We start from the raw sequence: 25,536 nt of genomic DNA on the forward strand, positions 1-25,536 counted from the left end.
AGTCAGGAGCTCCTCTGATGCTGTCCGCGAAGTCCGCCGAGGTCGTCGAGGCCACCCTGCCCATCGTGGGCGGCGCGATCGGTGACATCACCCCGCGCTTCTACGACCGGCTGTTCGCCGCGCACCCGGAACTGCTGCGCGACCTGTTCAACCGGGGCAACCAGGCCAACGGCACCCAGCGCGAGGCGCTGGCCGGCTCGATAGCCGCCTTCGCCTCCGCGCTGATCGCCGACCCCGACCAGCGGCCGGACGCGATGCTCGCGCGGATCGCCCACAAGCACGTCTCGGTCGGCATCGACAACGAGCAGTACAAGGTCGTCCACGAGCACCTGTTCGCCGCGATCGTCGAGGTGCTCGGCGAGGCCGTCACCCCCGAGGTGGCCGCCGCCTGGGACGAGGTCTACTGGCTGATGGCCAACGCCCTGATGGCCATCGAGCAGCGGCTGCGCGCCGAGGCCGCGGCCGGCGGCGACCCGGCCGACCTGTGGCGGCCGTACACCGTGGTCGCCCGCCACCAGGAGACCGAGACCGTCACCACCTACCTGGTCCGCCCGGCCGACGGCCGCGCCGTCCCGGCCTCCCGCCCCGGCCAGTACGTCTCGGTGCGCACCGAACTGGCCGACGGCGCCCACCAGATCCGCCAGTACAGCCTCTCCGGCGGCGCCGACGACGCCCTGCGCTTCAGCGTCAAGCGCGACGGCGAGGTCTCCGGCCACCTCCACGACCACCTGCACGCCGGCGACACCGTCGAGCTGGCGCCCCCGCTGGGTGACATCTTCCTCGCCGAGGGCGACGGCCCGGTGCTGCTCGCCTCCGCCGGCATCGGCAACACCCCGATGACCGCGATGCTCGACCACCTGGCCGCCACCGGCTCCACCCGCCAGGTCGTCTCGGTGCACGGCGACCGCGACCAGCTCAGCCACGCCTTCCGCGCCGACCTGGAGCAGCTGACCGCCAAGCTGGCCAACGCCACCGCCCACGTCTTCTACGAGCAGCCGCTCGGCGAGTGGCCGGCCGAGCGCACCGGCCTGGCCGACCTGTCGACCGTCGAGATCCCGGCCGGCACCACCGCCTACCTGTGCGGCCCGCTGCCCTTCCTGCGCGCCGTGCGCGGCCAGCTGCTCGCGGCGGGCGTCCCGGCGGCGGACATCCACTACGAGGTGTTCGGCCCGGACCTCTGGCTCGGCGCCTGATCCTCTGCCCTCTGATCCGCTGATCCGCTGATCCTCGACGGATTCCCTTCCCGGGTCCCTTCATCGGCGCCGGTCCACCCGTTACGATCACGGACGGGCCGGTGCCGTTTCGGGGTGATTCGATGGAGGGAGCTCGCCTTGCGGGTCGCGCTGTTCGCCACCTGCGTCAACGACGCGCTGTTCCCCGCCACGGCGGTCGCCACCGTGCGGCTGCTGGAACGCCTCGGTGTGACGGTGGACTTCCCCGCCGGGCAGACCTGCTGCGGGCAGCCGCAGTACAACACCGGCTACCGCCGGGCCTGTGAGCCGCTGGTACGGCGAACGGCCCGCGCCTTCGCCGGGTACGACCACGTGGTGACGCCCTCCGGCTCCTGCGTGGCGATGGTCCGGGACAACTACCCGCGGATCGGCGCCCGGGCCGCCGCCGAGCGACGGGGCAGCGAACTCACCGACGCCGCCACCGCGTTGGCGCCCCGGGTGGTCGAACTCACCGAGTTCCTGGTCGACGTGCTCGGCGTCGAGGACGTCGGCGCCTACTTCCCGTACTCCGTCACCTACCACCCCTCCTGCCACGGCCTGCGGATGCTCGGGCTGGGCGAGCGGCCGCTGCGACTGCTGCGCGCCGTCAAGGGGTTGGAGCTGCTGGAGCTACCGGGCGCGCAGGAGTGCTGCGGCTTCGGCGGGACCTTCGCCGTCAAGAACGCGGCCGTCTCGGCGGCGATGGCCGAGGACAAGCTCGCCAACGCCCTCGGCACCGGCGCCCAGGTGCTCTGCGGCGCCGACAACTCCTGCCTGCTGCACCTCGGCGGCACCCTGCGCCGCCGGGGGGACGCGCTGCGGCCGCTGCACCTCGCGGAGATCCTGGCCAGCACCGAGGAGCACCCCTGGAGGCCCTCGTGAACGGTACGTTCCTCGGCATGCCCGCCTTCCCGCAGGCCGCCGCCCGCGCGGTGCGGGACGGGCAGTTGCGCGCCAACCTGCGGCACGCCACCCACACCATCCGCGACAAGCGGGCCCGGGCCGTCGCCGAACTCCCGGACTGGGCCGAGCTGCGCGCCGCCGGGAAGGCGATCAAGGACCACACCCTGCGCCATCTCGACCGCTACCTGGTGCAGTTGGAGGAGTCCGTCACCGCGGCCGGCGGCACCGTGCACTGGGCGGCGGACGCCGAGGAGGCCAACCGGATCGTCGCCGGGCTGATCCGGGCCACCGGAGACAGCGACATCGAAAAGCGCGAGGTGGTCAAGGTCAAGTCGATGGCCACCCAGGAGATCGGGCTGAACGAGGCGCTCGCCGCCGAGGGGATCACCGCCTACGAGACCGATCTCGCGGAACTGATCGTGCAGTTGGGCGACGACCGCCCCTCGCACATCCTGGTGCCGGCGATCCACCGCAACCGCGCCGAGATCCGGGAGATCTTCGCCGACCGGATGGCCGCCTGGGGCCGCCCGGCGCCCGAGAGCCTGACCGACTCCCCCGCCGAACTCGCCGAGGCCGCCCGCCTGCACCTGCGGGAGAAGTTCCTGCGCGCCCGAGTGGCAGTCTCCGGCGCCAACTTCATGGTCGCCGAGACCGGCACCCTGGTGGTGGTCGAGTCCGAGGGCAACGGCCGGATGTGCCTCACCCTGCCGCGCACCCTGATCTCCGTGGTCGGCATCGAGAAGGTCGTACCGACCTGGCGGGACCTCGAGGTCTTCCTCCAGCTGCTCCCCCGCTCCTCCACCGCCGAACGGATGAACCCCTACACCTCGCTGTGGACCGGGACGACGGAGGACGACGGCCCGTCCGAGTTCCACCTGGTGCTGCTGGACAACGGGCGCACCGCCGCGCTGGCCGACCAGGTCGGCCGCCAGGCGCTGCGCTGCATCCGCTGCTCGGCCTGCCTCAACGTCTGCCCGGTGTACGAGCGGGCCGGCGGGCACGCGTACGGCTCGGTCTACCCGGGCCCGATCGGCGCCATCCTCAATCCCCAACTGCGCGGCACCAGCAGCCCGGTGGACGCCTCGCTGCCGTACGCCTCCTCGCTCTGCGGGGCCTGCTACGAGGTCTGCCCGGTGGCGATCGACATCCCCGAGGTGCTGGTGCACCTGCGCGAGCGGGTCGCCGAGCAGGGCGGGCACCCGCTGGAGCGGGCCGCGATGGCTGCCGCCGGGTACGTGCTGGACCACCCGGCGGCGCTCGCGGCCGCCGAACGGCTGGCCGGGCGCACCCGCGCGCTGCACCCGCGCCGGCTGCCCGGGCCCGGGCGGGCCTGGACCGACAGCCGGGACCTGCCGGAGGTTCCGGCCGAGCCGTTCCGCGACTGGTGGCGGAGGAACCGCGCATGACGTCAAGGGAGTTGATCCTCGGCCGGATCCGGGCCGCGCTCGGTGACGCCGACGAGGTCGCTGAACCGCCCCTGCCACGAGGCTACTTGAGCGCCCACGCCCCCGCGGAGGATCCGGTGGCGCTGCTCGACCTGCTGCACCGCAACCTGGCCGACTACCGGGCCCTGGTGCACCGCTGCACCGAGGCGGAACTCCCGGACCGCATCGCCGAGTTGCTCGCGGCGCGCAGCAGCCGCACGGTCGCCCTGCCCGCCGGGCTGCCGGCCTCGTGGCTCTCGGGCGTCGGTGACGTCGAGCTGCTGCCGGACGACGGCAGCCTCACCGCCGCCCGACTGGACGCCGTGGACAGCGTGGTCACCGGTTGCGCACTGGCGATCGCCGAGACCGGGACGATCGTGCTGGACGCCGGGCCCGGTCAGGGCCGGCGGCTGCTCTCGCTCGTCCCGGACCACCACGTCTGCGTGGTCCGGGCACCCGAACAGGTCGTCGCCTCCGTCCCTCTGGCGCTGCCCCGGCTCGACCCGGCGCGCCCGCAGACCTGGATCTCCGGGCCGTCGGCGACCAGCGACATCGAGCTGGACCGGGTCGAGGGGGTGCACGGGCCGCGCACCCTCGAGGTGCTACTGGTCAAGTCCTGAGCTCGAGAGTGCAGCACTTCGCCCCGCCGCCGCCCTTGAGCAACTCGGAGACGTCCACCGGGATCGGCTCGTAGCCGTGCTCGACGAGCCGGCCCGCGAGGTTCTTGGCCGCCTCCGGAAGCAGCACCCGGCGGCCGTCCGAGACCGCGTTGAGCCCGAACGCCTCGGCGTCGGCGCGGTCGGCGAGGATCGCGTCCGGGTAGAGGGCGCGCAGCACCGAGCGGCTGTCGGAGTCGAAGGCCTCCGGGTAGTACATGACGTGGTCGTCGGCGAGGACGGCCAGTGCGGTGTCCAGGTGGTAGAAGCGCGGGTCGACCAGGGTCAGGCTGACCACCGGCACGCCGAACAGCTCCTGCGCCTCGGCGTGCGCGGCCCGCGAGGTGCGGAAGCCCGTCCCGGCGAGCACCCGGCGGCCGACCACCAGGTGGTCGCCCTCGCCCTCGTTGACGTGCCCGGCGCGGCGCACCGCGCGGTAGCCGTGCAGGCGGAACCAGGCCTGGTAGGCCTCGGACTCGGCAGCCCGCTCGGGGTGCCGGAAGGTCGCCACCAGGGCCCGGCCGTCCAGCACGGTCGCGCCGTTGGCGGCGTACACCATGTCGGGCAGGCCGGGCACCGGGTCGATCAGCTCGACGGTGTGACCGAGGCGGCGGTACGTCCGGTGCAGCCGCTCCCACTGGCGGATGGCGAGCTCGGTGTCGGTCGGCTGCGCCGGGTCCATCCACGGGTTGATCGCGTAGTCCACCGTGAAGTACGTCGGCCGGCACATCAGGTAGCGCCGGGGCCGCGCCGTACGCGCCGGGGTGTGCGTGGGCATTGCTGAACCGTCCTCGGATCGCGGGGAGTTGGAGTGCGCGTTGCTCCAGGTGCGGCTGCCCCGTCCCTCCCGCTCGCACACCCGCGCGGGCGCCCCCGGCGGGCGCAACCCCCCGCGCACCCGGCGCGAGCCCCGGCGCACGGCGGCCGTACCGTCGGGGACTGCCGTCGGGGATTACCAGCGCACCGCGGCGAAGTCCACCGGTTCGGTCCGCAGCGCCCGGGCGCGGACGGCGAGCTCGCGCAGCCGCCGGTCCGCCTCCTCTGCGGGCATCCGGTGCTTGTCGCCGTGGCCCGGCAGCAGCCACTCGAAGCGCAGCGCGTCCAGGCTGCGGTCCAGCGAGGCGGACTGCTCCTCGATCGAGTACCAGGTCACCGCCTCCTGCACCTCGATGTCCTGGTTGGTGCGGGACCAGTACAGGCTGTCGCCGCTGAAGCAGTAGCGCTGGTCGGCGACGTACAGCACGCTGCCCAGGGTGTGGCCGGGGAACGGATGGGCGATCAGGCCGGGCGAGATCTCCACCGGTTCGGTGCCGCGCAGCACTTCGTCGGCGTCGGGAGCGGCGGCGAGGTCGCCCTCGTGGATCCACAGCCGGGCGCCGAGCCGGTCGGCGTACGCCCGGCCGTGCGCGGCGTGGTCGCGGTGGGTGAGCAGGACGTCGGTGACCGGGCCGAGCGCCTGGTAGCGGGCGGCGAGCGCCTCGCCGTAGCGGGGCGTGTCGACCATCACCCAGCCAGTGGGCCGGCGGCAGAGGTAGGAGTTGGCGCCCGCCGTCCGCCGGGAGTTGTGGCCGAGCAGCAGCACCGCCCCGTCCTCGTCCAGCGCCAGCGGGAACGGGTCACCGGCCGGGTCGAGCCGGCCGGTGCCGGGGCGGATCGAGCGGGTCGGGCAGGCGTGGGCCGCGGCGAGCAGTTGCCGCTGCTCGGCCTCGTCGCGCGGCTGGCGGATCAGCTCGGACTTGCGGTCGCGCTCGCGGATCAGGTCGGGCGCGAGCTGCCGGGCCACGTCGCAGTTGGTGCAGCGGTCGTCGACGGTCCAGTTCTCGGAGAGGTTCATCTGATACCTCCTGGATAGCCCCGGCTTCAGCCGGGGGAGGAAACGGTCCTGGTGTGTTCTTCCCCCAGCAGGAAGGGCGGCCGGTGCGGCGCGCCGTACTTCGAGCATCGGCCGGGCGGACCGGAAAGCGGAAGGGGGCGCGGATCTTGTGCTTTCCGCGCCCCGGCGCTCCGGGGCGGTGCAGCGGTGTGGGCGGCCTCGGAGGGCCGTGGAGGGGTCGCGGAGGGGCTGGGGAAGGGCTGCGCATGCTACGTGGCCCATCTCACGTGCCGTCGGGGTCACCTACGGTGGCGTAGGTCACTTGAATGGGTGAACTATCTCTTTCATGCCGAACCTCCAGGAGACCCTTGACCTCAGTTCCTACGCCGCCCTCGGGGACAGCTTCACCGAGGGGCTGAACGACCCCGGTGTCGACGGCGCCTTCGCCGGCTGGGCCGACCGCCTGGCCGGGATGCTCGCCGAGGGCCGGCCGCCGGGCGGGTTCCGCTACGCCAACCTGGCGGTGCGCGGACGGCTGCTGGACCAGATCGTGGCCGAGCAGGTGCCGCAGGTCCGTCGGCTCCAGCCCGACCTGGTCACCTTCTGCGCCGGCGGCAACGACATCCTGCGGCCCGGCAGCGACCCGGACGAGGTGGCCGAGCGCTTCGAGGCCGCCATCGCCCAACTCGCCGAGAACGCCGGGACGGTGCTGATCTGCACCGGCTTCGACACCCGCGAGGTGCCGCTGCTCAAGCACCTGCGCGGCAAGATCGCGACCTACAACGGCCACATGCGGGCGGTCGCCGACCGCTACGACTGCAAGGTGGCCGACCTGTGGTCGCTGCGCGCGGTGCAGGACCGCCGCGCCTGGAGCGAGGACCGACTGCACCTGTCCCCCGAGGGCCACCAGCGGGTCGCCCTGCTGGCCGCCCGCTCGCTGGGTCTGCGCACCGAGGACGACCCGGAAGCCCCGTGGCCGACCGCCCGCGTCCTGTCCCCCGCCGACCAGCGGCGCGAGAACCTCCAGTGGGCCCGTGAGCACCTGATCCCCTGGGTCGGCCGCCGCCTGCGCGGCGAGTCCTCGGGTGACCACGTCGAGCCCAAGCGGCCTGATCTGCTTCCGCTCTGACGCTAAGTCAGCGACCGGGTGCCGCGGTCCGACCGGCCCGCAGCACCCGGTGCAGCAGTGCGGCGACGGCCGCGCCGACCAGGTACCAGAACAGGTCCGGCGGGTTGAAGGTCGAGCCGAGCACCAGGTGCACCAACCCGCTGCGCCGCCCCCACGCGTCCGGCAGCCCGGTGGCCTGGAACAGCTCCACCGCCCAGCTCACCCCGGCCGCCACCAGCGCGGCCCGCACCGGGCGTACCCTCGGCGCGACCAGTACCACCAGGGCATAGACGAGGACGGTGTAGAGCGCGTCGCCCGCGTACTTGGCCGTTTCGCCGGACATCACGGCGCGTACGCCCAGCCCGGCCACTACCGTGAGCAACGCGGCAGCGGCGGCGAGGAGTCGGGCAGTCAGGACCCTCCGGAGATCGTTCACCCGCCCCAGGCTACGTGCGGCCCCGCCTGTCACATCCGCACCCCCAGGAACCACCGCGCGACGCCGGACGTCAATCCCCCTGACGAGCCATCAGTGCACGTCACGGGCAGGAGTTCGAGCGAGCCGAGCGGACGGGGAACAGTGACGGACAACGGCAACACCAGCGAGCGGCGGAAGTTCAGCGTCCCCGGGTTCGCGACCGGGCCGGACGGCCGGGCGCAGCGGGCGCGGGAGCAGGGGAAGGCACTGCGGGGGCCGGTCCCCCGGGAGCGGCACGCGGAGTTCGCGCCCGCGGCCGGCCGGCCCACGGCGGTGGCGGCGATCGAGGCCTCCAATGCGGGCCGGATCCCTGCGCTGGTGCCGATCAGGGTGGGCCGGATGGCCGCCACGCCGTTCGCCTTCCTGCGCGGGTCGGCCGGGCTGATGGCCGCCGACCTCGCGGGCACGCCGGTGACCGGCGTCACGGCGCAGCTGTGCGGGGACGCCCACGCGGCGAACTTCGGGCTGTACGGCGATGCGCGCGGCCAACTCGCCATGGACATCAACGACTTCGACGAGACCGTGCCCGGCCCCTGGGAGTGGGACCTCAAGCGACTCGCCACCAGCCTGGTGCTGGCCGGCCGGGAGACCGGGGCGAGCGAGACCACCGCCCGCGCGGCCGCCCAGCACGCGGCCGGCTCCTACCGCCGCACCCTGCGCACGCTCGCCGAGCTGCCCGCCCTGGACGCCTGGAACGCCGTGGCGGACGAGCAGTTGGTTTCCTTCGCCGAGGCGCACGACCTCGCCGAGGTGCTGCGGAAGGTCGGCGCGAAGGCACTTGGCAACACCAGTGCCCGGTTCGCCGCCCGCAGCACCATCCGCACCGCGGACGGTGGTTGGCGCTTCACGGCCGCTCCGCCGGTGCTCACCCAGGTCACCGACGCGACCGCCCGCGCGGTGGCCGAGGCGCTCGGCCCGTACGTGGCGACGGTGCCCGCCGAAGTGCGCACCTTGCTGTCCCGCTACCGGGTGCAGGACGTGGCGTTCCGGGTGGTCGGCACCGGCAGCGTCGGCACCCGCTCGTACGTCGTGCTGCTCACCGACCACCGTGACCAGCCGCTTGTGCTGCAGGTGAAGGAGGCCCGGCCGTCCGTGCTGGTGCCGTACCTCGACGAGCGCGGGCAGCGGCGGGAGGAGCACGAGGGCCGGCGCGTGGTGCTCGGCCAGAAGCACATGCAGGTGGTCAGCGACACCCTGCTCGGCTGGACCACCGTCGATGGACTCCCCTACCAGGTACGGCAGTTCCGCAACCGCAAGGGCAGCGTCGATCCGGCCGCGCTGCTGCCGACCCAGTTGGACGACTACGGCCGGATCACCGGCGCGCTGCTCGCCCGGGCGCACGCCCACACCGCCGACCCCGGTCTGCTGGCCGGATACTGCGGCAAGGGCGAGGCGCTGGACGAGGCGGTGGCCGCCTTCGCCGTCGCCTACGCGGACCGCACCGAGGCCGATCACGCCGAGCTGGTCGCGGCGGTGCGCAGCGGGCGGCTCCCCGCCGAGCAGGGGGTCTGAGGGCGATTGTCGGAGGGCTGCGCTAGATTCCGCGGCATGGGACTGTCGATCAGTGTGGGGGCGCTCAGCACCCCGGACATGCGGGACGAGGCCGAGGTGCTGCACCGGGCGCTGGCGGCCGAGGGCGTGGTCTGGCGGGAGCCGGCCGCTCCGTTGGACGCCGCCGGGGCCTTCTCGGCGGGCTTCCCGTACAGCTACCTGTCCGGGCTGCGGCGGGTGTACGTGCTGCACCGGCTGGGCGAGCCGGTCACCGGCGCGCGCGGGGTCAGCCGCGAGCAGTACGAGGAGGACCTGGAACGGGTCGACGACGAGACGGTCATGTTCGACTCACACCTGCTCTGCCACGCCGACCACGAGGGCTACTACGTACCCGCGGAGTTCGAGGATCCGCTCTTCCTTCCGGAGGAGGCCGGTGTGCCCGGCGCCGGCATGGTGGGCTCCAGCGGCGCCCTGCTCGCCGAGCTCCAGGGGTTCGCCGCGGCGCTCGGTATACGGCTGGCCGCCGACGGCTCGCTCGACCCGGCGGAGTCGGCCCGGTTGGACGCGTTGCCGGGGGACGACCCGTTCGAGCCCGAGGTCTTCACCTGGCACCAGCTGTACCAGGCCTGCCGGGCCAGCCTGGCCACCGGCCGCGCGATCGTCTTCGGGTGACAGTGCGCCGTGCTGGTGCGCGGTGTCCCGGCATCCCGACGTCCGGCGTCCCGGTATCCCGCGTCCGGCCTCCGGCGCCCCGGCTCAGGCTTCCAGGAACGGCGCCACGGCCGCGATGAACTCGGCCGGGCGGGCGCTGTGGACCAGGTGCCCGGCCTCGATGGTGACCAGGCGGCAGTCCGGGACGAGCCGGGCGAGTTCGGCGATCCGCTCCTGCGGGACGTGGCTGGTGGCCCCGCCCGCCACTGCCAGGGTGGGGGCGGTGATCCGGGTCAGCCCTTCCCGCCAGGCCGGGTCGGGGGTGTCGAGCTGCGCCTTGACGGCCCGCACCATCGCCCAGTCGAAGTGCGCCGGTTCCTCCGCGCCCTCCGGCGGCACGCTCGACGGACGCGGGTACAGGGCGGGGATCTCCTCCAGGACCAGCCGGTCGATCCGCTCGGGCGCGGTCTGGGCGAGCAGGTAGGCGACGGCGCCGCCCATCGAGTGGCCGAGCAGGTCGACCCGGTCCAGGCCGAGCGCGTCGAGGAAGGCGAGCACGTCGCCGCGCATCGCCTCCAGGCTGTACGTGGCGGTGCGGCCGCTGTCGCCGTGGCCGCGCAGGTCGAGCGCGTACACGTGGTGGCGGGGCGCGAGGTCGGGCAGCACCGCGTCCCAGTCGGCGGCGCGCTCGCCGAGGCCGTGCAGCAGCACCAGCGGCGGGCCGTCGGGGCGTCCGCTCTCGCGGTAGGCGAGGGTGACCTCGGGCAGCCGCACCGTTCGTACTGTCGTCATGCCCGCCACCGTACGCGCCGACCGGCCGCTACCGGACGGCTGTTCGCCCTCGGCTCAGCGCGACCGGCTCCTCCGCCGCCGGCTCCCGCCGGCTCGCCCGGCCCGCGAACACCGAGGCCAGCACCGCGAGTCCGGCCACCGCCGCGCAGACCAGGCTCGCCGTCAGGTAGGCGGCGCGGTGGCCGCCGCCCCCGGCCGTCTCCCGCAGGTAGACACCGGACAGCGCGGACACCGCCACCGCCGCCGCGATCCGCTGCGCCATCTGCAGGATCGCCCCGCTCACCCCGGCCGCCTCGGCGGGCGCGTGGCGCAGCACGTAGGCCTGGTTGGTGGAGCCCATCAGGCCGACCGAGGCGCCGCTGAGCAGTTGGAGCAGGGCGAGCAGCCAGGGCAGGACGGCGGCGGGCGCCCAGTGGGCGAGGAGCCCGTTGAGCAGCATGGCCAGCGCGGAGCCGGTCATGCCGATGGTGACGGTGCGTCGGCCGAGGCGCTGCACCACGCGCCAGGCGAGCGCGGAGGCGGTGGCCATGGCCAGCGCGGAGGGCAGCGACACCAGGGCGGCGCCCATCGGGGACAGGCCGAGGCCGTCCTGGAGGAACATGGTGAGCACCAGGGAGGCGGCCAGCGAGGAGCCGAACTGGGCCATCGCGGTGGCCGTTCCGAGGGCGTACGGCGCGGAGCGGGTGAGGGCGGGGTGGATCAGCGGGTGCCCGCCGGTGCGGGCGTAGCGGCGCTGCCATCCGATGAGTGCGCCGAGCAGCGCCAGGGCCCCGGCCGCGAAGGCGAACCAGCCTGCCCAGCCGGGCGGCTGGACGAAGGGCAGCATGAGGGCGAGGGTGAGCGCGCCGACCAGCAGCAGGCCGAGCAGGTCGAGGTCGGCGTGCCGGGTGGCGGGGCGGGGCCTGGGCAGGTGACGGACGGCCAGGGCGAGGGTGGCCAGTCCGAACGGTACGTTGAGCAGGAAGGTCAGCCGCCAGCCCAGTTCGGGGCCGGCCGCCGCCAGCACCAGGCCGCCGATCGGCGGGCCGAGGGCGAAGGCGAGGCTGCCGGTGACGGCGTACATGCCGAGGGCGCGGGCGCGCAGCTGGCCGTCGAAGACGTCCTGGAGGGTGCCGATCATCTGGGAGTTGACCAGCCCCGCGCCGGCTCCCTGGAGCAGTCGGGCGGCGATCAGCACCGTCGGGTCGGTGGCGGTCGCGGAGACCAGGCTGACCAGGGTGAACAGGGCGAGCCCGGAGACGAAGAACCACTTGCGGCCCTTGACGTCGCCGAGCCGCCCGCCGGGGATCAGCGCGAGGCCGAAGGCGAGCGAGTACCCGGCGACGATCCACTGCAGGTGCGCGGGCTGGGCGTGCAGGGTCTGGCGCAGCGCGGGGATCGAGGTGTTGAGGACGGACTGGTCGATCAGGGTGGTGAAGCCGCCCGCGACACAGACCAGCAGGACGCGGCGCCCGGCGGCGTCGAAGCGTTCCTTCTTCGGTATCGGACCGCTGGCGGCGCTCACGGCTCGACCACCACCAGGGCATAGCGGGCCTCTCCCGGACCGAGACTGCGGAAGCGGCTGGTGCCGGAGCGGTAGCGCAGGCAGTCGCCGGGGCCGAGCAGATGCGGCTCGCCGTCCAGGCTCAGCTCCAACTGCCCCTCGAACAGCCAGAGGTGGTGTTCCAGGCCGGGCAGGCAGGGGCGGTCGTAGGCGATGTCGGCACCGGCCGGGAGGCGGCCCTCGATGATCTCGGCGTGCAGCGAGCCGTGCGGAGGGGAGACGGAGCGGCGCACGAAGCCGGTGGTCTCGTCCTGCCAGACCTGCTGTTCCCCGGCCCGCACCAGCGGGGCCGGGCCGGACTCCACCTCGGCGAGCAGCCGGGACATGGTCCGCCCGTGGACGGCGCAGAGCCGCCCGAGCAGCGCAGCGGTCGGGCTGACTTCGGCCCGCTCCACCCGCGACAGCGTGGACCGGCTGACGTCGGCCAGCCGGGCCAACTCCTCCAGCGTCCAGCCGCGTTCGACCCGCAGCTCGGCGAGCCGTCGTGCCAGCCGCTCGTCGGCGGCCGTGTCGATTCCCATATCCGTGATGCTATCCCGGATGTGAGATCACCTTCTCGTGCTTTTCGATGGGGCTGGCGACGGCCTGGCGACGGCTTGGCGAGGGCTTGGTGACGGACTGGCAGCAGCTCGGCTCAGGTTCGGCCCACCATGCGGCTCCTGCGGGTCGCTGATCATATGATGTCCGCCGACAAAGTGGCCGGTCAGCGGCCCATCGGGCGAGGGGGACCAGGATCGTGTTCGGCATCATCAGACCGTGCAGGCACCGACTGTCCGAACGCCTCCAGGCGTCCTGGATGGCGCACCTGTGCGGACTCTGCCTCGCCCTGCGGGACGACCACGGGCAGCTCGCCCGGACCGCCACCAACTACGACGGGCTGATCATCTCCGTCCTGGTCGAGGCCCAGGCCGCCCGGGAGGACTCCAGCTGGCGCCGCACCGCCGGGCCCTGCCCGCTGCGCGGCATGCGGACCGCCTCCGTCGCCAAGGGCGAGGGCGCCCGGCTGGCGGCCGCCGTCTCGCTCGCGCTCGCCTCGGTGAAGATCCGCGACCACGTCGAGGACCGGGACGGCGTGTTCGCCCGCCGCCCGGTCGCCGCCGGGGCCCGCGCGGTGACCCGGCGCTGGGACCGCAAGAGCGCGGGCAGCGCCTCCACCGTCGGCTTCGACACCGCCGTGCTGCTCGACGCCGCCTCCCGGCAGGGCGAGTTGGAGCGCTCACTGCTGCCCGGCAGCTCCGTGCTGCTGGTCACCGAGCCCACCGAGACCGCCACGTCGGCCGCCTTCGCGCACACTGCCGTGATCGCCGGCCGCCCCGGCAACGCCGCACCGCTCGCCGAGGCGGGACGGCTGTTCGGCCGGCTCGCCCACCTCCTCGACGCCGCCGAGGACCAGGCCGCCGACGCCGCCTCGGGCGCCTGGAACCCGCTGACCGCCACCGGCACCGACCGGGCCGAGGCCGAACGGCTCTGCCGCGACGCCGTGCACGGCATCCGGCTGGCGCTGCGCGAGGTCGAACTGACCGACCGGGCGCTGGTGCACGTGCTGCTCGGGCACGAGACGGAGAGCGCGGTGGACCGGGTCTTCGGCCGGGCCGGGCACGGGGCGAGCTGCCGCAGCGGCAAGCACGGCTCCGGCAGTGCCGGCATCGCCAGCGCCGAGCACCCGCACGACGCGCCGTCGCGTCAGGTGCCGCCGCCCGGCTACCCGGGCGGTCCGTACCCCGGCCAGGACCCGAACCAGGCGCCGGTCCCGCCGTGGGTGCCGCAGGGCCCCGGCTTCATCCCGCCGCCCGGCGGGAAGCCGCCCCACCCGCGCAACCTGCTCGCCGGGTGCGCGGTGTGGGCGCTGATGGCCTGCACCTGCCAGCTGCTCTGCTGCGAGCACGACGACCCGTTCAGCCGCGAGCGCCGCAAGGGGTTCTGCGAGCGGCACGACTGCTGCGACTGCTGCAACGCCTGCGATCCCAACTGCTGCGACTGCTGCAAGTGCGGGTGCGACTGCTGCGACAACTGCGGGTGCGACGACTGCGGCTGTGACGGCTGCTGCTGCGACTGCTCGTGATCCCGGTCCTGGTCCCGCGCCTGGCCCTGACCCTGGTCCGTCAAGCCTCGTCCGGCATGGCCTGCGGCTGACCGGACGCCACCGGCCCGGGGTGCCCCCGCAGCACCCCGGGCCGGTCCACGTCCACGTCCCGGTGCTCCTCGCCGCGCCCCTCCCCGCGCCGCCAGAGCGGCAGCACCGCCACCGGGGCGCGCGGTTCGGCGGCTTCAGGCGTCACGCCCCGCCGCCTCCCGGTCCGCCGCCAGCGAGCTCTCCAGCCCGGCCAGCAACTGCCGGAACCGCTCGGCGTCCTGTTCCGTCATCCGCCCCTCGGGCGCCGCCCCCGGCCACTCTGCCGTCCTGTCGTCCATGGGCCCGACGCTAGGCGTCGACGATCAACGGGCGATAAACGAGGGGCTGGTGGGACGGGAGGGTCCGCAGTCCTCCCGAATTCGAGGGCGTCGGGCGGCTTGGCGTGGACATGGGTTGATGGTTCAATGCCACTCGTTAGGAAGGTTTCCTAACACTTGCAAGGCCGGACCTGAGCACGACCTCCTCCCACCGAGAGGACGACTTCCCCATGGGTCGTAAGAGCACCAGGAACACCTTCAGGACACTGATCACCGGGGCCGCACTCGCCGCCCTCCTCCTGCCCGCCGCCGCCGTCCCCGCCGAAGCCCGCACCCCGGCGGCCACCCGTGCCGCCGCCGCGTTCCAGCACCCGGGCGTACTGGTCGGTGCGCAGCAACTCGACTTCGTGAAGCGCAAGTTGGCGGCCGGAGCCGAACCCTGGACCGCCGCCTTCGCGGACCTGCGGGCCGGCAAGTACGCCTCGCTCGACTGGCAGCCCAAACCGCGCGCCACCGTGGAGTGCGGATCCAGCTCGCACCCCGACAACGGCTGCTCCGACGAGCGCGACGACTCGATGGCCGCCTACACGGACGCCCTCCAGTGGGTGCTCACCCGCGACCAGCGGTACGCCGACAAGGCGATCTCCGTCATGGACGCCTGGTCGGGCGTGATCCGGCAGCACACCAACACCAACGCCCCGCTGCAGACCGGCTGGTCGGGCAACAACTGGGCCCGCGCCGCCGAACTGATCCGCCACTCCGGCGCCGGCTGGTCGGCCGGCGAGGTCGACCGCTTCGCCACCATGCTGCGCACCGTCTACGTGCCGCTGCTGACCCCCGGCAGCCCGCGCAAGAACGGCAACTGGGAACTGATCGAGACCGACGCCCTGATGGGCATCGCGGTGTTCCTGGACGACCGCGGTCTGTTCGACCGGGCCGTCGACCTGTGGCGGCACCGGCTGCCCGCGTACGTCTACCTCTCCTCGGACGGCGAGCTGCCGGTGGCCCCGCCGAACGCCGGGATCGAGGGCGAGTCCGCGCTGGTCAAGTACTGGAACGGCCAGTCGACCTTCGTCGACGGGCTGTCCCAGGAGACCTGCCGGGACTTCGGCCACGCCGGCTGGGGTCTGGAGGCCGCGGCCCAGGCCGCCGAGACCGCCCGGCTGCAGGGCGTTGACCTGTGGGGCGAGGGCCGCGAACGGCTCGTCAAGGCACTGGAGTTCCACACCGGCTACGACAACGGTGCGAGCGTGCCGGACTGGCTGTGCGACGGCTCGCTGAACACCGGCCTCGGCCCCGCCGTGCAGCTCGCGTACGACGAGTACCACCTGCGCGAGGGCCTCCCGATGCCGCAGACCGAGCGGTACGTGGCCGCGCACAGCCCGTTCGGGGCGGACTACTTCATCGGCTGGGAGACCCTGACCCACACCGACGCGCCCTGACCCGCACCGCTGCCCCGCACGCCCCCACTGCCTCCGGCGGTCGCCCCGCCGGGGATCGGAGCACAGCCATGCACACCACCCGGACCCACCGCCTCGCCGCCGTCACCGCGGCCGCCGCCCTGGTCGCCGGCACCGCCTGGGCCGCCACCACGGCGCAGGCCGCGCCCAACGGCCCGGCCGCCCCGACCGTCGCCGCAGCCCAGGCCGCCGCCCAGCGGGTCGCCGCCGGCGGGCTCACCCCCGACCAGCGCCGCCGCGCCGACCAGCTGATCAGCGTCTTCGAGAACAGCACCACCGAAATCCAGTACGGCTACGCCGAGAACATCGACGACGGCCGCGGGGTCACCGCCGGCCGGGCCGGGTTCACCACCAACGACGGCGACGCCCTCAAGGTGGTCCGCGCCTACACCGACGTCTCCCCCGACAACCCGCTGGCCCGCTTCATCCCCGAGCTGGAGCGCCTGGCCGCCGCCGGCAGCGGTGACACCACCGGCCTGCCCGAGGCCGACTACATCGCCGCCTGGCAGCAGGCCGCCCAGGACCCGGCATTCCGACAGGTCCAGGACGACCAGGTCGACCAGCGCTACTTCACCCCGGCCATGAACCAGGCCGACCAGCTCGGGCTGACCACCGCGCTGGCCCGCGCCGAGCTCTACGACGCCTCCATCCAGCACGGCAACGGCAGCGAGTACGACGCCCTGCCCGCCCTGATCGGCCGTACCAACGCCAAGGTCGGCCTTCCCTCCACCGCCGGGGAGCGCGCCTGGCTGGACGCCTTCTTCGACGTCCGGGTCGACGACCTGAACAACCCGGCCAACTCCTCCACCGCGGACGAGTGGCGCAAGTCCGTCGACCGGGTCGAGTGCCTGCGGCGGGTCGCCGCCACCGGCAACTACGACCTGGACGGCCCGTTCACCGTCACCGCCTTCGGCTCCGGCTACACCATCGGCTGAGCCGCACCGGCCGGCGAACCGACCGGGGCCCGGGGGATGTGGGACCCGGACCCCGGCCCTTCGTCGCGCCCCCGTCCGCCTACCTCCGGGCGGTCAAGGCGGCGTCCAGGAGCAGCCGGGCCGCGTCCCGCGCGTCGGCGGCGGCGCCCGGGTCCCCGTGCACGGCCGCGGTGGTGATCGCGCCCTCCGCGAGCAGGGTGAGCTGGGCGGCGGTGGCGGACGGGGCGCCGGCGGCCTCGACCAGGCCCGCCAGATAGCCGGCGAACTCCGCCTTGTGGTGCCGGGCGGCGGCCGCGACGGCCGGCGTGGTGGCGCCCAGCTCGCCGAAGGAGTTCACGAAGGCGCAGCCGCGGAAGCCGGGCTCGGCGAACCACCGGCCGAGCCAGTCGAAGACCGAGAGCACCTGGTCCCGGGGCGTGCCGCCGGCGCGCGAGACGTGGACCGCCAGGCTCGCCCGCCACCGCGCGTCGCGGCGCTGCAGATAGGCCTCGACCAGATCGTTCTTGGACGGAAAGTGCTGGTAGACGCGCCGCATCGTCAGTCCGCAGGCGGCCCGGACGGCGTCCATCCCGACCGCCTGGACGCCCTGCCCGTAGAACAGCTCCTCGGCCGCGTCGAGGATCCGGGTTCGCGGGTCGACCTGCTCGGCCTGCTGCATCTGTCGTGCCCTTTGCGTGAGAACGATGGTTCTCCTAGGGTAGCGAACGACGCGAGAACGATCGTTCTCGCCAGCGGAACGGCCGTTCTCAAGGAGAGACCCATGCCCGAGCAGCGCCCTCCTGTCCCGCCCTTCACCGAGGAGACCGCCCGCCACAAGGTCCGCGCCGCCGAGGACGCCTGGAACACCCGCGATCCCCAGCGCGTCACCCTCGCCTACACGCCGGACAGTCGCTGGCGCAACCGCGACGAGTTCCTCACCGGCCGGGACCAGATCGCCGCCTTCCTCACCCGCAAGTGGCAGCGCGAGCACGACTACCGCCTGGTCAAGGAGCTGTGGACGTACGGCGGCGACCGGATCGCCGTCCGTTTCGCCTACGAGTGGCACGACGACGACGGCCAGTGGCACCGCTCCTACGGCAACGAGAACTGGGAGTTCGACGAGCACGGCCTGATGGCCCGCCGCCTCGCCTCGATCAACGACCTCCCGATCGCCCCCGAGCAGCGCCTCCTCCACTGGCCTCTCGGCCGCCGCCCCGACCACCACCCGGGCCTCGCCGAACTCGGCCTGTCAACTTGACCCGGCCTTGAAGGAGCCGGGCTAGTGGGTAGGGCGCGGCTGGCTGTCGCCTGGCCTCCCACGTCTGAGCCACCTAGGTCGTGGTGGCTGGGACGCGTGACTCACGCCCCGCTGTCCACGCGGTCTCGCCTTTGCGGGCGATGTTGTGGGACGCGTTGATGTCCGCGTGCATGGCGCTCCCGCAGGAGCGGCACGCGAACGTTGCCTGGTCGATGGTGCCCTTGGCCTGGAGCCTCTTGCGCAGGTCCAGCTGCCGTTTGGGCGGTGCCGGTTCAGACCGCGGCCGGCGGCCCGGTACCCGGTTGAGGTGGTGGCGATGTTGGAGATGCCGAGGTCCACGCCGCCGAAGGCGGCCGGGTCCTCGTTCAGCGGCGCCTCGGGCACCTCACAGGTCGCGACCAGGTAGAACTTGCCGTCACGCTCGATCAGGTCGCACTCGCCCTTGCGGTGCTCGCGGAGCATCGTGAGCGCGTCGAACGCCACTGCCGACACCCAGCACGCGGCCTCGTTGACCGTACGCAGGGTGGAGCGCAGCACGGCGGCCTGCTCGGCCTCCGGCACCAGCTTCACCCGCACCACGACCTTCACGCATCAAAACCGGACCGCCCGGTCGCCCGCTCAGCTGAGCGGGCGACCGGGCGGTCCGGTGCGTCGGGAGTGTGGTCAGACGGTGACCGGCTCGCTCCGCTCCGACTGGACGTCGGCGGGCTCCGCGGCGGTGGCGGGGGTGCCAGTGGCGTTCTCCCGGGGCGCCGGAAGGACGGCCATGATCACGCCGGAGATCACGATGGTCGCCGCCCAGGCGAGCCCGTACTTGCCGACGAACGTGCCGGAGAACGGACCGGCGAACCAGTCGCACTTGGTGAACCCGAGCCCAATCAGCAGCGCGAGCACCCACGACACCATCGCCTGCCAGCAGAAACCGCCCACGTACCAGTACCGGCTGCCCTTGCCGGTGTCCATCAGCGCGGCGGCGTCGTAGCGCACCGCGCGCGTCCGGCGGCGGAACATGTCCACCGCGTAGACGCCGATCCAGGCCGAGAAGGAGACGGCGAGCAGGATCAGGAAGGTGATGAAGGAGCCCAGGAAGCTCTTGGCGACCAGCATCAGCAGCAGGCCGCCGACCAGCGAGATCACGGCGTTGATGCTGACGGCCATGGCACGCGGCAGCTTGACGCCCATGGTCTGCGCGGTGAAGCCGGCCGAGTACATGGAGAGGCTGTTGATCAGCAGCATGCCCACGATCGCGGTCAGCAGGTAGGGCACGGCCAGCCAGGTCGGCAGCAGGTCACCGAGGAAGGAGACCGGGTCCGCGGCGTCCGCCAGGCCGGGCGAGGCCACCGCCATCACGGCGCCCATCAGCACCATCGGCACCATCACCAGGCCGGCACCGGAGACCGTCACGCCGACGATCTTCCGGCCGGAGGCGGCGTGCGGCAGGTAGCGGGCGAAGTCCGGGCCGGTGGGGACCCAGCTGATGCCACCGGCGGCGATGGTCCCGACGCCGGCGATCATCATCGCGGTGGTGCCCGCGGGCTTGGAGAAGACCTCGCCCCAGTGCATGGTCGCGACCAGGTAGCCCAGCACCAGGACGCTGAAGACGCCGAAGAGGTACGTCGACCAGGTGTTGCAGACGTTCAGCGCCTTCCGGCCCATCCCGGAGACCAGGAAGGTGCAGGCGACGAAGGCGAAGAGCGTGATCACGATCAGCGCGGTGTTGCTCTTGACGCCGAAGAGCAGGTCGAGCACGGTCAGCACGGCGTAGGCGCCGGTGACGGCGTTGATCGTCTCCCAGCCGAACCGGGCGATCCAGAGGATCGCGCCGGGGAAGAGGTTCCCCCGCACCCCGAAGGTGGCCCGCGAGAGGGTCGCGCCCGGCGCCCCGCCCCACTTCCCGGAGACGGAGAGCACGCCGACCATCCCGAACGAGACGAGCGCGGCGCAGGCCGCGACGATCAGGACCTGCCAGAAGTTCAGGTGGTTGAACACCACCAGGGCGGCACCCATGGTGAGCAGCAGGACGCTGATGTTCGCCGCGACCCAGGTCGGGAAGAGCTCGCGGACTCTGCCCCGGCGCTCGTGGTCGGGGACGGGTTCGATACCGCGGGTCTCTATCGCGCCGTCGGTGTCGACGGTGGACAGGTTGTCCATGAGGCTGGCTCCGTGCACTGTGAAGCGGGAGATAATTCGGGCAAATGACATATATGTGGAACTCTTCGCGCGTAGCGCGGGAGTTGAGCCATCCTACTGTGTTCCAGATGTGACCTGACTGATGCGCTTGCTTGCTGGCCATCGCCGGCGGCCGAGCACTCGAACCCCGGCCGTCCCCGGTGCCGGTCCGGCCGGACGGCTTCGCCCCCGCCCCACCCGTCCCATCCCTCCCGACGCGTGGCCGGGCGGATCACGCCGCCCGGCCGGGGCGGTGGTGTTCAGCATGCGCAGGAGATGCCCGAGCGCGGGGCGGTCAGGTCGTCGACGGGGCGCTGGTCGGTACCGGTGGCGGTCTCGTAGGCGAAGCCCTCGCGTGCCCAGTACTCGAAGCCGCCGAGCATCTCCTTGACCGGGTAGCCGAGGCGGGCGAAGGCCAGCGCCGCGCGGGTCGCGCCGTTGCAACCGGGGCCCCAGCAGTAGGTGACCACGGTCCGGGTCGGGTCGATCAACTGCGGTGCCAGCTCGGCGATCCGCGCGGTGGGGATGTGCAGGGCGCCGGGGAGGTGGCCCTGGTCCCAGGCGACCTGACTGCGGGTGTCGACCACCACGACGCCGGGGACGCCGGACGCCAGATCGGCGTGGACGTCGGAGACGTCCGCCTCGAAGGCGAGCCGCGCGGCGTAGTGGGCGGCCGCCTCGGCCGGGGCGGCGGCGGGCACGCTCAGGACGGCGCTGGCGATCTCGGCGGAAGCGGTGCCGGTGGCGGTGGCAGACATGGGCGGGTACCTCGGGTTCTCGCTGGTCGGGACGGGATCCGGTGGGCCGTGCCGGGTCCCCCCGGTCGGCGTTGGCTCCATCCTCTGGCCCCCGGGCCCGCCCCACGAGTGGCGTGAACGCCCGAGGTCGCCAAGATCCCGCCAGTCGTACGCCGTCGGCCCGCCGCCGGAGGATGCCGACATCACGATCACACCCGGGCTGGTGACCAGGCACCCGATCCCGCCAGGAGTGGAACGCCTACTACCGCTGGCGGCGCTGAGCCCCGCCCCCTCCTCCCCCAGATTTCAGTCGCCGCGGCCGACGCCGCGATCGGGCGCGCCCATGTCCCCGGTCCGGGGTGTGCCCTCGGCGAGTCCGTAGCGCAGCTGGACGACGCCGTTCGGGCTGGCGGCCGGCGGTTCCAGGAGCGTGATGTTCGTGGGCACCGCGCCACCGTCGAACACCTTCTTCCCGACGCCGAGCACGATCGGGTGCACCCAGAGGTCGAGCCGGTCGAACAGCTTCTCCCGCAGGAGGGTCTGCACCAGGTTCAGGCTGCCGACGACCTTGACGTGCCGGTGCCGGTCCCGGACCTCGCGCACCGCGCCGGCCAGGTCCGGGCCGAGCTGGGTGGACCCGGCCCACGAGAGGTCGGGCCGGCCGCGGGAGGCCACGTACTTCGGGATGCTGTTGAAGAGTGTGGCGAACGCGTTGTCCTTCTGGTGCGGCCAGTAGGAGGCGAACAGCTCGTAGGTCCGCCGGCCGAGCAGGAGGGCGTCGGTGCCCTCGTACGCGGCGGCGATCTGCGCCCCGGAGACCTCGTCCACCAGGGGCGCCTGCCAGCCGCCGAACGGGAACCCCTCCGGGTCCTCGTCGGGGCCGCCGGGCGCCTGCCCGACGAGGTCGAGGGTCGCGAACAGCTCGATGTGGATGAGGCCCATGCCTGTGCTCCTGACGAGTCGGTTGTCCGGGCTGATCACGGTCCACGACTACCGGGTCCGCGCCACCCCGTGGCGGCACGTCATCCGCGCGGCGGCGCGGGCTCGGCGCCGTGTTGACACTGCATAACCTCTACGCCGAATCAGAACGGTTAGTGGATTAGAGTGGCCGACATGACCCACGAGACCCCCAGCACCACGATGCCCGCCGTCGCCTACCGCAGGAGCCTGCCGATCGACGACCCCGAGAGCCTGGTCGACGTCGTGCTCCCGATCCCCGAGCCCGGCCCGCGGGACCTGCTGGTCCGGGTCGAGGCGGTGGCCGTCAACCCGGTCGACTGCAAGGTCCGGCGCACCACCGACCCGGCCGGCGCACCCAAGGTGCTGGGCTGGGACGCGGCGGGCACCGTCGTCGCCGTCGGCGCCGAGGTGGAACTCTTCCGGGTCGGCGACGAGGTCTACTACGCCGGCGCCATCGACCGCCCCGGCGCCAACTCCCGCTACCACAGCGTCGACGAGAGCCTGGCCGGACGCAAGCCCGCCTCCCTCTCCTTCACCGAGGCGGCAGCGATGCCGCTGACCTCGCTCACCGCCTGGGAGGGCCTGTTCCACCGTCTCGGGCTGCGCGACGGCGCCCCTGAGCAGACCGGCACGCTGCTGGTGACGGCGGCCGCCGGCGGCGTCGGCTCGATGGTCGCCCAACTGGCGCGCGCCCTCACCGGCCTCACCGTCATCGGCACCGCCTCCCGCCCGGAGACGACCGCCTTCGCCCGCCGCATGGGCGCCGACCACGTGGTCGACCACACCGAGCCCCTCGCCCCACAGCTCGCCGCGCTCGCCCCCGACGGCATCGACCACGTCTTCAGCACCACCGGCACCGAACGCAACCTCCCCGGCTACGCGGAGGTGCTCAAGCCGTTCGGCCGGATCGTCGCCATCGACGACGTCGACTCCCTGCCGATGGGCCTGCTCAAGACGAAGAGCATCGCGTTCCACTGGGAGTCGATGTTCACCCACTCCCGGTTCACGACCCCCGACCGGTCCGTGCAGCACCACGTCCTCACCCGGATCGCACGCCTGGTCGACGCCGGCATCCTGCACACCACCGCCACCCGGGACCTCGGCCCCGTCAACGCCGCCAACCTCCGCGCGGCCCACCGACTGCAGGAGTCCGGCACCGCCATCGGAAAGACGACCCTCACGGGATTCTGACCAACCCCAGCCGGCGGCCGGCCCGTTGTCCCGCCGTTCCGCGCGTTCGAGCCACTGACGTTCCCCGCTGTTCCAGGGCTGTGACACGGCGGGCACCGGGCGCTGACCTCGGGCTGGCAACCTCCTTGACGAAAGCTCACGCACCACCGAGGGGGAACGGGAAATGTCCGTGCGCAACAGATTCGGCAGCGCCGCCGCGATCGCTCTGATGACCACCGTCAGCGCGGTCCTGCTCTCCGCCTGCGGCCCCGACAATGCCGACTCCGGTTCCAGCGCCGCGCCCGGTGCCACCGGCGCGCCCGGGACCAGTGCGCCCGGGGCGGCGGTGCCGGGTGGCGGCGCGCACTCCGGCAGCCCGGCTCCCGGGGGGAAGAAGGAGGTCAACGGGACCTCGGTCGCCAACCACCTGACCATCAGCACGGGCACCAAGGGCGTCGCGATGAACGGCACCGTGGTGGACTTCGGCACCGTGGTGCGTGACCTCGCGTGGTCACCCGACGGGAAGAAGGTCGTCTACGTCGGCGAGAGCGGCGACCTGATGACGGCCGACCCGGACGGCAGCGGGAAGGCGACCCTGGCCAAGCACCCGGCCGGGGAGGAGTGGTCCCACCCGACCTGGCAGCACGCCGCGAAGGGGCCCAGCGGTGACGCCGTGCCCAACGAGACCGAGCGCTACAACAACATCGTGTTCACCGCCAAGAAGGCGGGCGTGCTGCGGCTGGTGAAGGTCCCCGCCAAGGGCGGGGCGGTCGAGGACCTCAGCCCGCACAACTCCGAGGGCGGCGACAACGCGAGCCTCCCGCAGCCGCCGCAGACCGGCAACACCTGGGCCAACGCGGGCGGCCAGCACGCCGAGATCGCGTTCGCCAACACCCCGGCGAACGAGGTGTACATCTACGACGACTACATCCGCCCGGCCACCCAGGACATCGGCAAGGGCTCGCAGCCGGCCCTGTCCCCGGACGCCCGGCAGGTCGTCTTCGTGCGCGCGGTGAACGGCCACGACCACCTGTTCACCCGCTCCACCGAGTACGACCAGAAGGCCGAGAAGGACCTCACCCCCTCGGCCACCACGGACTTCACCGAGCCCGCCTGGTCCCCCGACGGCAAGACCGTCGCGGCCCGCACCCCGGAGGGCGTCGACACCGTGCCGGCCGACGGCTCCGCCGCGCCGACCCAGGTCTCCACCATCGTCGGCCTGCCGGTCTACCGGCCCTGATCCGGCGCCGAACGGGCCAACTCCGCCCGCAGCTCGGCCAGGTGCTCGTCGGCCGACTCGTGCGGCAGGAACTCGACCACGTCGAGGAAGCGGAACAGCACCCGGGTCTCGGTGACGGCGTACTCGTAGTCACCGAACCCGACCACCGCCCCCGTCCCGCCGCGGGCGGTGCCGCGGACGGCGGCGGCGGTCAGCCCGTCGCCGGTGTCCCCGGCGGTCACCTTCCGGCGGGCGTTGGGCCGGGCCAGGTACGGGCACACCATCGACGCGTACAGCATGCAGGCGCGGTGCCCGGGGCCCTCCATGGTCGGCGCGAGGTTGCGGTACGGGCGCCCCGCCGCGATCGCCTCCGCGATCGCGGCGCTCTCGGCCGGCCCGACCACCCGCCACACCGGGCCGCGCGCCATGAACGCCCCGCACACCGAACAGCGGCGCTGCAACGCGCAGTCGGCGCTGCGCCCGTGATCGGTCAGCGCGAACTGCGGCTGCCCGTCCTGCCACGGTGTGATCGCCGGCACCGGGTACCCGCGCCCGTCCCGGGGTCGCTCCCCCACCCCGTCCGGCATCGGCACTAGTTCGAATCGCACGACCCTATCGATACCAGGCGCGCGTGCCACCGGTCGAGAGGCGCCCTACTCGCCCGCCGACTCCTGGACGAGCATCACCTTCCGCAGCAGGTCGGAGAGCGTGCGCCGCTCGTCCTCGGAGAGCACGCCCAGCAGGCGGTGTTCCTCGCGGCCGACCACGTCCAGGGCCTCCTGCCAGGCGGCGCGGCCGGCCTCGGTCAGCACGATGTCGACCTTGCGGCGGTCCTCCGTCGAGGGGGTGCGCAGGACGAAGCCCCGGCGTTCCAGGGTCTCCAGCCGGCCGGTGACGGAGGCGGGGGCGAGGTTGAGGTCGGCGCGCAGGTCGGAGGGGGCGGCGTGGCCGCCGCGGCCGGCCAGGACGTGCAGGGTGTCGAACTCGTGCTTGTGCAGGCCGTAGTCGGCGACGCCCTGTTCGCGGACCCGGCCGAGGTGGCGGGTGAGCCGGGACATCCGGGTCACCGCGCCCTCGATGTCCGGGTCGAGGCCGGGAAGCACCGGCAGCCAGCGGTCGAGGTGGCCGTCCGTCCAGTCGCGGGGCGGGGTCGGCTGCTGGTCAGGGCGCTCGGGCATGGGAGGAGTCTAC

27 protein-coding genes are annotated in these 25,536 nt (G+C 73.3%); 13 read left to right on the plus strand and 14 right to left on the minus strand.

Annotated elements, in window-relative coordinates:
• The first annotated feature begins 17 nt into the window (after positions 1–17).
• The 4 genes from O1G21_RS04785 to O1G21_RS04800 all read left to right on the plus strand — a co-directional run bounded on the left by O1G21_RS04785 (position 18) and on the right by O1G21_RS04800 (position 4,158).
• Positions 18–1,193 (plus strand): globin domain-containing protein, encoded by a 1,176-nt coding sequence (locus O1G21_RS04785; protein WP_270141050.1) that lies wholly within the window; start codon positions 18–20, stop codon positions 1,191–1,193.
• Between the two features lie 138 nt (positions 1,194–1,331).
• Positions 1,332–2,093, plus strand: a complete 762-nt coding sequence (locus tag O1G21_RS04790) for a (Fe-S)-binding protein (protein WP_270141052.1) — start codon at positions 1,332–1,334, stop codon at positions 2,091–2,093.
• A complete protein-coding gene (locus O1G21_RS04795) occupies positions 2,090–3,520 on the plus strand; it encodes a lactate utilization protein B (RefSeq protein WP_270141054.1) in 1,431 nt (476 codons plus the stop codon). The genes O1G21_RS04790 and O1G21_RS04795 overlap by 4 nt, the downstream gene beginning before the upstream one ends.
• Positions 3,517–4,158 (plus strand): LutC/YkgG family protein, encoded by a 642-nt coding sequence (locus tag O1G21_RS04800; protein WP_270141055.1) that lies wholly within the window; start codon positions 3,517–3,519, stop codon positions 4,156–4,158. The genes O1G21_RS04795 and O1G21_RS04800 overlap by 4 nt, the downstream gene beginning before the upstream one ends.
• Here O1G21_RS04800 and ddaH read toward each other — a convergent pair.
• Positions 4,148–4,972 carry a dimethylargininase gene (gene ddaH, locus O1G21_RS04805; protein WP_270141057.1) on the minus strand — a complete coding sequence of 275 codons (825 nt, stop codon included), beginning with the start codon at positions 4,970–4,972 and terminating at the stop codon, positions 4,148–4,150. The genes O1G21_RS04800 and ddaH overlap by 11 nt on opposite strands.
• A gap of 174 nt (positions 4,973–5,146) precedes the next feature.
• On the minus strand, positions 5,147–6,028 hold the full coding sequence (locus O1G21_RS04810) for a 4Fe-4S domain-containing protein (protein WP_270141059.1): 882 nt from the start codon (positions 6,026–6,028) through the stop codon (positions 5,147–5,149).
• 325 nt (positions 6,029–6,353) lie between these two features.
• Here O1G21_RS04810 and O1G21_RS04815 point away from each other — a divergent pair, with 325 nt between their 5' ends.
• Positions 6,354–7,136: an SGNH/GDSL hydrolase family protein gene (locus tag O1G21_RS04815; protein WP_270141061.1), complete on the plus strand. Its 783-nt coding sequence runs from the start codon at positions 6,354–6,356 to the stop codon at positions 7,134–7,136.
• Between the two features lie 7 nt (positions 7,137–7,143).
• On the opposite strand, the gene O1G21_RS04820 is transcribed toward O1G21_RS04815, so the two are convergent.
• Entirely contained in the window at positions 7,144–7,551 is a 408-nt protein-coding gene (locus O1G21_RS04820) for a ribosomal maturation YjgA family protein (protein WP_270141063.1), read from the minus strand.
• A gap of 141 nt (positions 7,552–7,692) precedes the next feature.
• Between O1G21_RS04820 and O1G21_RS04825 the strand changes: the two genes are divergently transcribed.
• Together O1G21_RS04825 and O1G21_RS04830 are read left to right on the plus strand one after the other, a co-directional pair.
• Positions 7,693–9,102: a DUF2252 domain-containing protein gene (locus O1G21_RS04825; RefSeq protein ID WP_270141065.1), complete on the plus strand. Its 1,410-nt coding sequence runs from the start codon at positions 7,693–7,695 to the stop codon at positions 9,100–9,102.
• Positions 9,103–9,138: 36 nt separating this feature from the next.
• Positions 9,139–9,753, plus strand: coding sequence for a hypothetical protein (locus O1G21_RS04830; RefSeq protein WP_270141067.1), 615 nt, complete (start codon positions 9,139–9,141; stop codon positions 9,751–9,753).
• 84 nt (positions 9,754–9,837) lie between these two features.
• Here O1G21_RS04830 and O1G21_RS04835 read toward each other — a convergent pair whose 3' ends face one another.
• From O1G21_RS04835 to O1G21_RS04845, 3 genes are read right to left on the minus strand one after another with little or no spacing between them, the layout of a single operon-like run.
• Positions 9,838–10,524, minus strand: a complete 687-nt coding sequence (locus O1G21_RS04835) for an alpha/beta fold hydrolase (protein ID WP_270141069.1) — start codon at positions 10,522–10,524, stop codon at positions 9,838–9,840.
• 28 nt (positions 10,525–10,552) lie between these two features.
• Positions 10,553–12,028: an MFS transporter gene (locus tag O1G21_RS04840; RefSeq protein ID WP_270141070.1), complete on the minus strand. Its 1,476-nt coding sequence runs from the start codon at positions 12,026–12,028 to the stop codon at positions 10,553–10,555.
• Positions 12,025–12,588 carry a helix-turn-helix domain-containing protein gene (locus O1G21_RS04845; protein ID WP_270141072.1) on the minus strand — a complete coding sequence of 188 codons (564 nt, stop codon included), beginning with the start codon at positions 12,586–12,588 and terminating at the stop codon, positions 12,025–12,027. The genes O1G21_RS04840 and O1G21_RS04845 overlap by 4 nt, the downstream gene beginning before the upstream one ends.
• Positions 12,589–12,803: 215 nt before the next feature.
• On the opposite strand from O1G21_RS04845, the gene O1G21_RS04850 reads away from it, so the two are divergent.
• On the plus strand, positions 12,804–14,129 hold the full coding sequence (locus O1G21_RS04850) for a DUF5685 family protein (RefSeq protein WP_270141073.1): 1,326 nt from the start codon (positions 12,804–12,806) through the stop codon (positions 14,127–14,129).
• A gap of 40 nt (positions 14,130–14,169) precedes the next feature.
• Here O1G21_RS04850 and O1G21_RS04855 read toward each other — a convergent pair whose 3' ends face one another.
• Together O1G21_RS04855 and O1G21_RS04860 are read right to left on the minus strand one after the other, a co-directional pair.
• The gene (locus O1G21_RS04855; RefSeq protein ID WP_270141074.1) at positions 14,170–14,346 is read right to left on the minus strand and encodes a hypothetical protein; all 177 of its coding nucleotides are present in this window, start codon (positions 14,344–14,346) and stop codon (positions 14,170–14,172) included.
• Positions 14,336–14,479, minus strand: a complete 144-nt coding sequence (locus O1G21_RS04860; RefSeq protein WP_270141075.1) for a hypothetical protein — start codon at positions 14,477–14,479, stop codon at positions 14,336–14,338. Before O1G21_RS04860 ends, O1G21_RS04855 begins: the two co-directional genes overlap by 11 nt.
• Before the next feature lie 209 nt (positions 14,480–14,688).
• On the opposite strand from O1G21_RS04860, the gene O1G21_RS04865 reads away from it, so the two are divergent.
• Entirely contained in the window at positions 14,689–15,900 is a 1,212-nt protein-coding gene (locus O1G21_RS04865; RefSeq protein ID WP_270141077.1) for an alginate lyase family protein, read from the plus strand.
• Positions 15,901–15,968: 68 nt separating this feature from the next.
• Entirely contained in the window at positions 15,969–16,853 is an 885-nt protein-coding gene (locus O1G21_RS04870; protein ID WP_270141079.1) for a chitosanase, read from the plus strand.
• A gap of 79 nt (positions 16,854–16,932) precedes the next feature.
• On the opposite strand, the gene O1G21_RS04875 is transcribed toward O1G21_RS04870, so the two are convergent.
• A complete protein-coding gene (locus O1G21_RS04875; RefSeq protein WP_270141081.1) occupies positions 16,933–17,511 on the minus strand; it encodes a TetR/AcrR family transcriptional regulator in 579 nt (192 codons plus the stop codon).
• A gap of 102 nt (positions 17,512–17,613) precedes the next feature.
• Between O1G21_RS04875 and O1G21_RS04880 the strand changes: the two genes are divergently transcribed.
• Entirely contained in the window at positions 17,614–18,090 is a 477-nt protein-coding gene (locus O1G21_RS04880; protein ID WP_270141082.1) for a nuclear transport factor 2 family protein, read from the plus strand.
• Between the two features lie 663 nt (positions 18,091–18,753).
• On the opposite strand, the gene O1G21_RS04885 is transcribed toward O1G21_RS04880, so the two are convergent.
• The 3 genes from O1G21_RS04885 to O1G21_RS04895 all read right to left on the minus strand — a co-directional run bounded on the left by O1G21_RS04885 (position 18,754) and on the right by O1G21_RS04895 (position 21,938).
• The gene (locus tag O1G21_RS04885; RefSeq protein ID WP_270141084.1) at positions 18,754–20,241 is read right to left on the minus strand and encodes a purine-cytosine permease family protein; all 1,488 of its coding nucleotides are present in this window, start codon (positions 20,239–20,241) and stop codon (positions 18,754–18,756) included.
• Positions 20,242–20,519: 278 nt separating this feature from the next.
• Entirely contained in the window at positions 20,520–21,017 is a 498-nt protein-coding gene (locus tag O1G21_RS04890) for a rhodanese-like domain-containing protein (RefSeq protein ID WP_270141085.1), read from the minus strand.
• 285 nt (positions 21,018–21,302) lie between these two features.
• Positions 21,303–21,938, minus strand: coding sequence for a dihydrofolate reductase family protein (locus O1G21_RS04895; protein WP_270141086.1), 636 nt, complete (start codon positions 21,936–21,938; stop codon positions 21,303–21,305).
• 171 nt (positions 21,939–22,109) lie between these two features.
• On the opposite strand from O1G21_RS04895, the gene O1G21_RS04900 reads away from it, so the two are divergent.
• Together O1G21_RS04900 and O1G21_RS04905 are read left to right on the plus strand one after the other, a co-directional pair.
• Positions 22,110–23,147, plus strand: coding sequence for a zinc-binding alcohol dehydrogenase family protein (locus O1G21_RS04900; protein WP_270141087.1), 1,038 nt, complete (start codon positions 22,110–22,112; stop codon positions 23,145–23,147).
• A 169-nt stretch (positions 23,148–23,316) separates the two neighbouring features.
• Positions 23,317–24,366 (plus strand): TolB family protein, encoded by a 1,050-nt coding sequence (locus O1G21_RS04905; protein WP_405000589.1) that lies wholly within the window; start codon positions 23,317–23,319, stop codon positions 24,364–24,366.
• Here O1G21_RS04905 and O1G21_RS04910 read toward each other — a convergent pair.
• Both O1G21_RS04910 and O1G21_RS04915 read right to left on the minus strand, forming a co-directional pair.
• Complete coding sequence (locus tag O1G21_RS04910; protein WP_270141090.1) at positions 24,354–24,953, minus strand: hypothetical protein; 600 nt, start codon at positions 24,951–24,953, stop codon at positions 24,354–24,356. The genes O1G21_RS04905 and O1G21_RS04910 overlap by 13 nt on opposite strands.
• 45 nt (positions 24,954–24,998) lie before the next feature.
• Positions 24,999–25,523 (minus strand): MarR family winged helix-turn-helix transcriptional regulator, encoded by a 525-nt coding sequence (locus O1G21_RS04915; RefSeq protein ID WP_270141092.1) that lies wholly within the window; start codon positions 25,521–25,523, stop codon positions 24,999–25,001.
• Positions 25,524–25,536: the final 13 nt, after the last annotated feature.

The organism is Kitasatospora cathayae (assembly GCF_027627435.1).
Classification (GTDB): domain Bacteria; phylum Actinomycetota; class Actinomycetes; order Streptomycetales; family Streptomycetaceae; genus Kitasatospora; species Kitasatospora cathayae.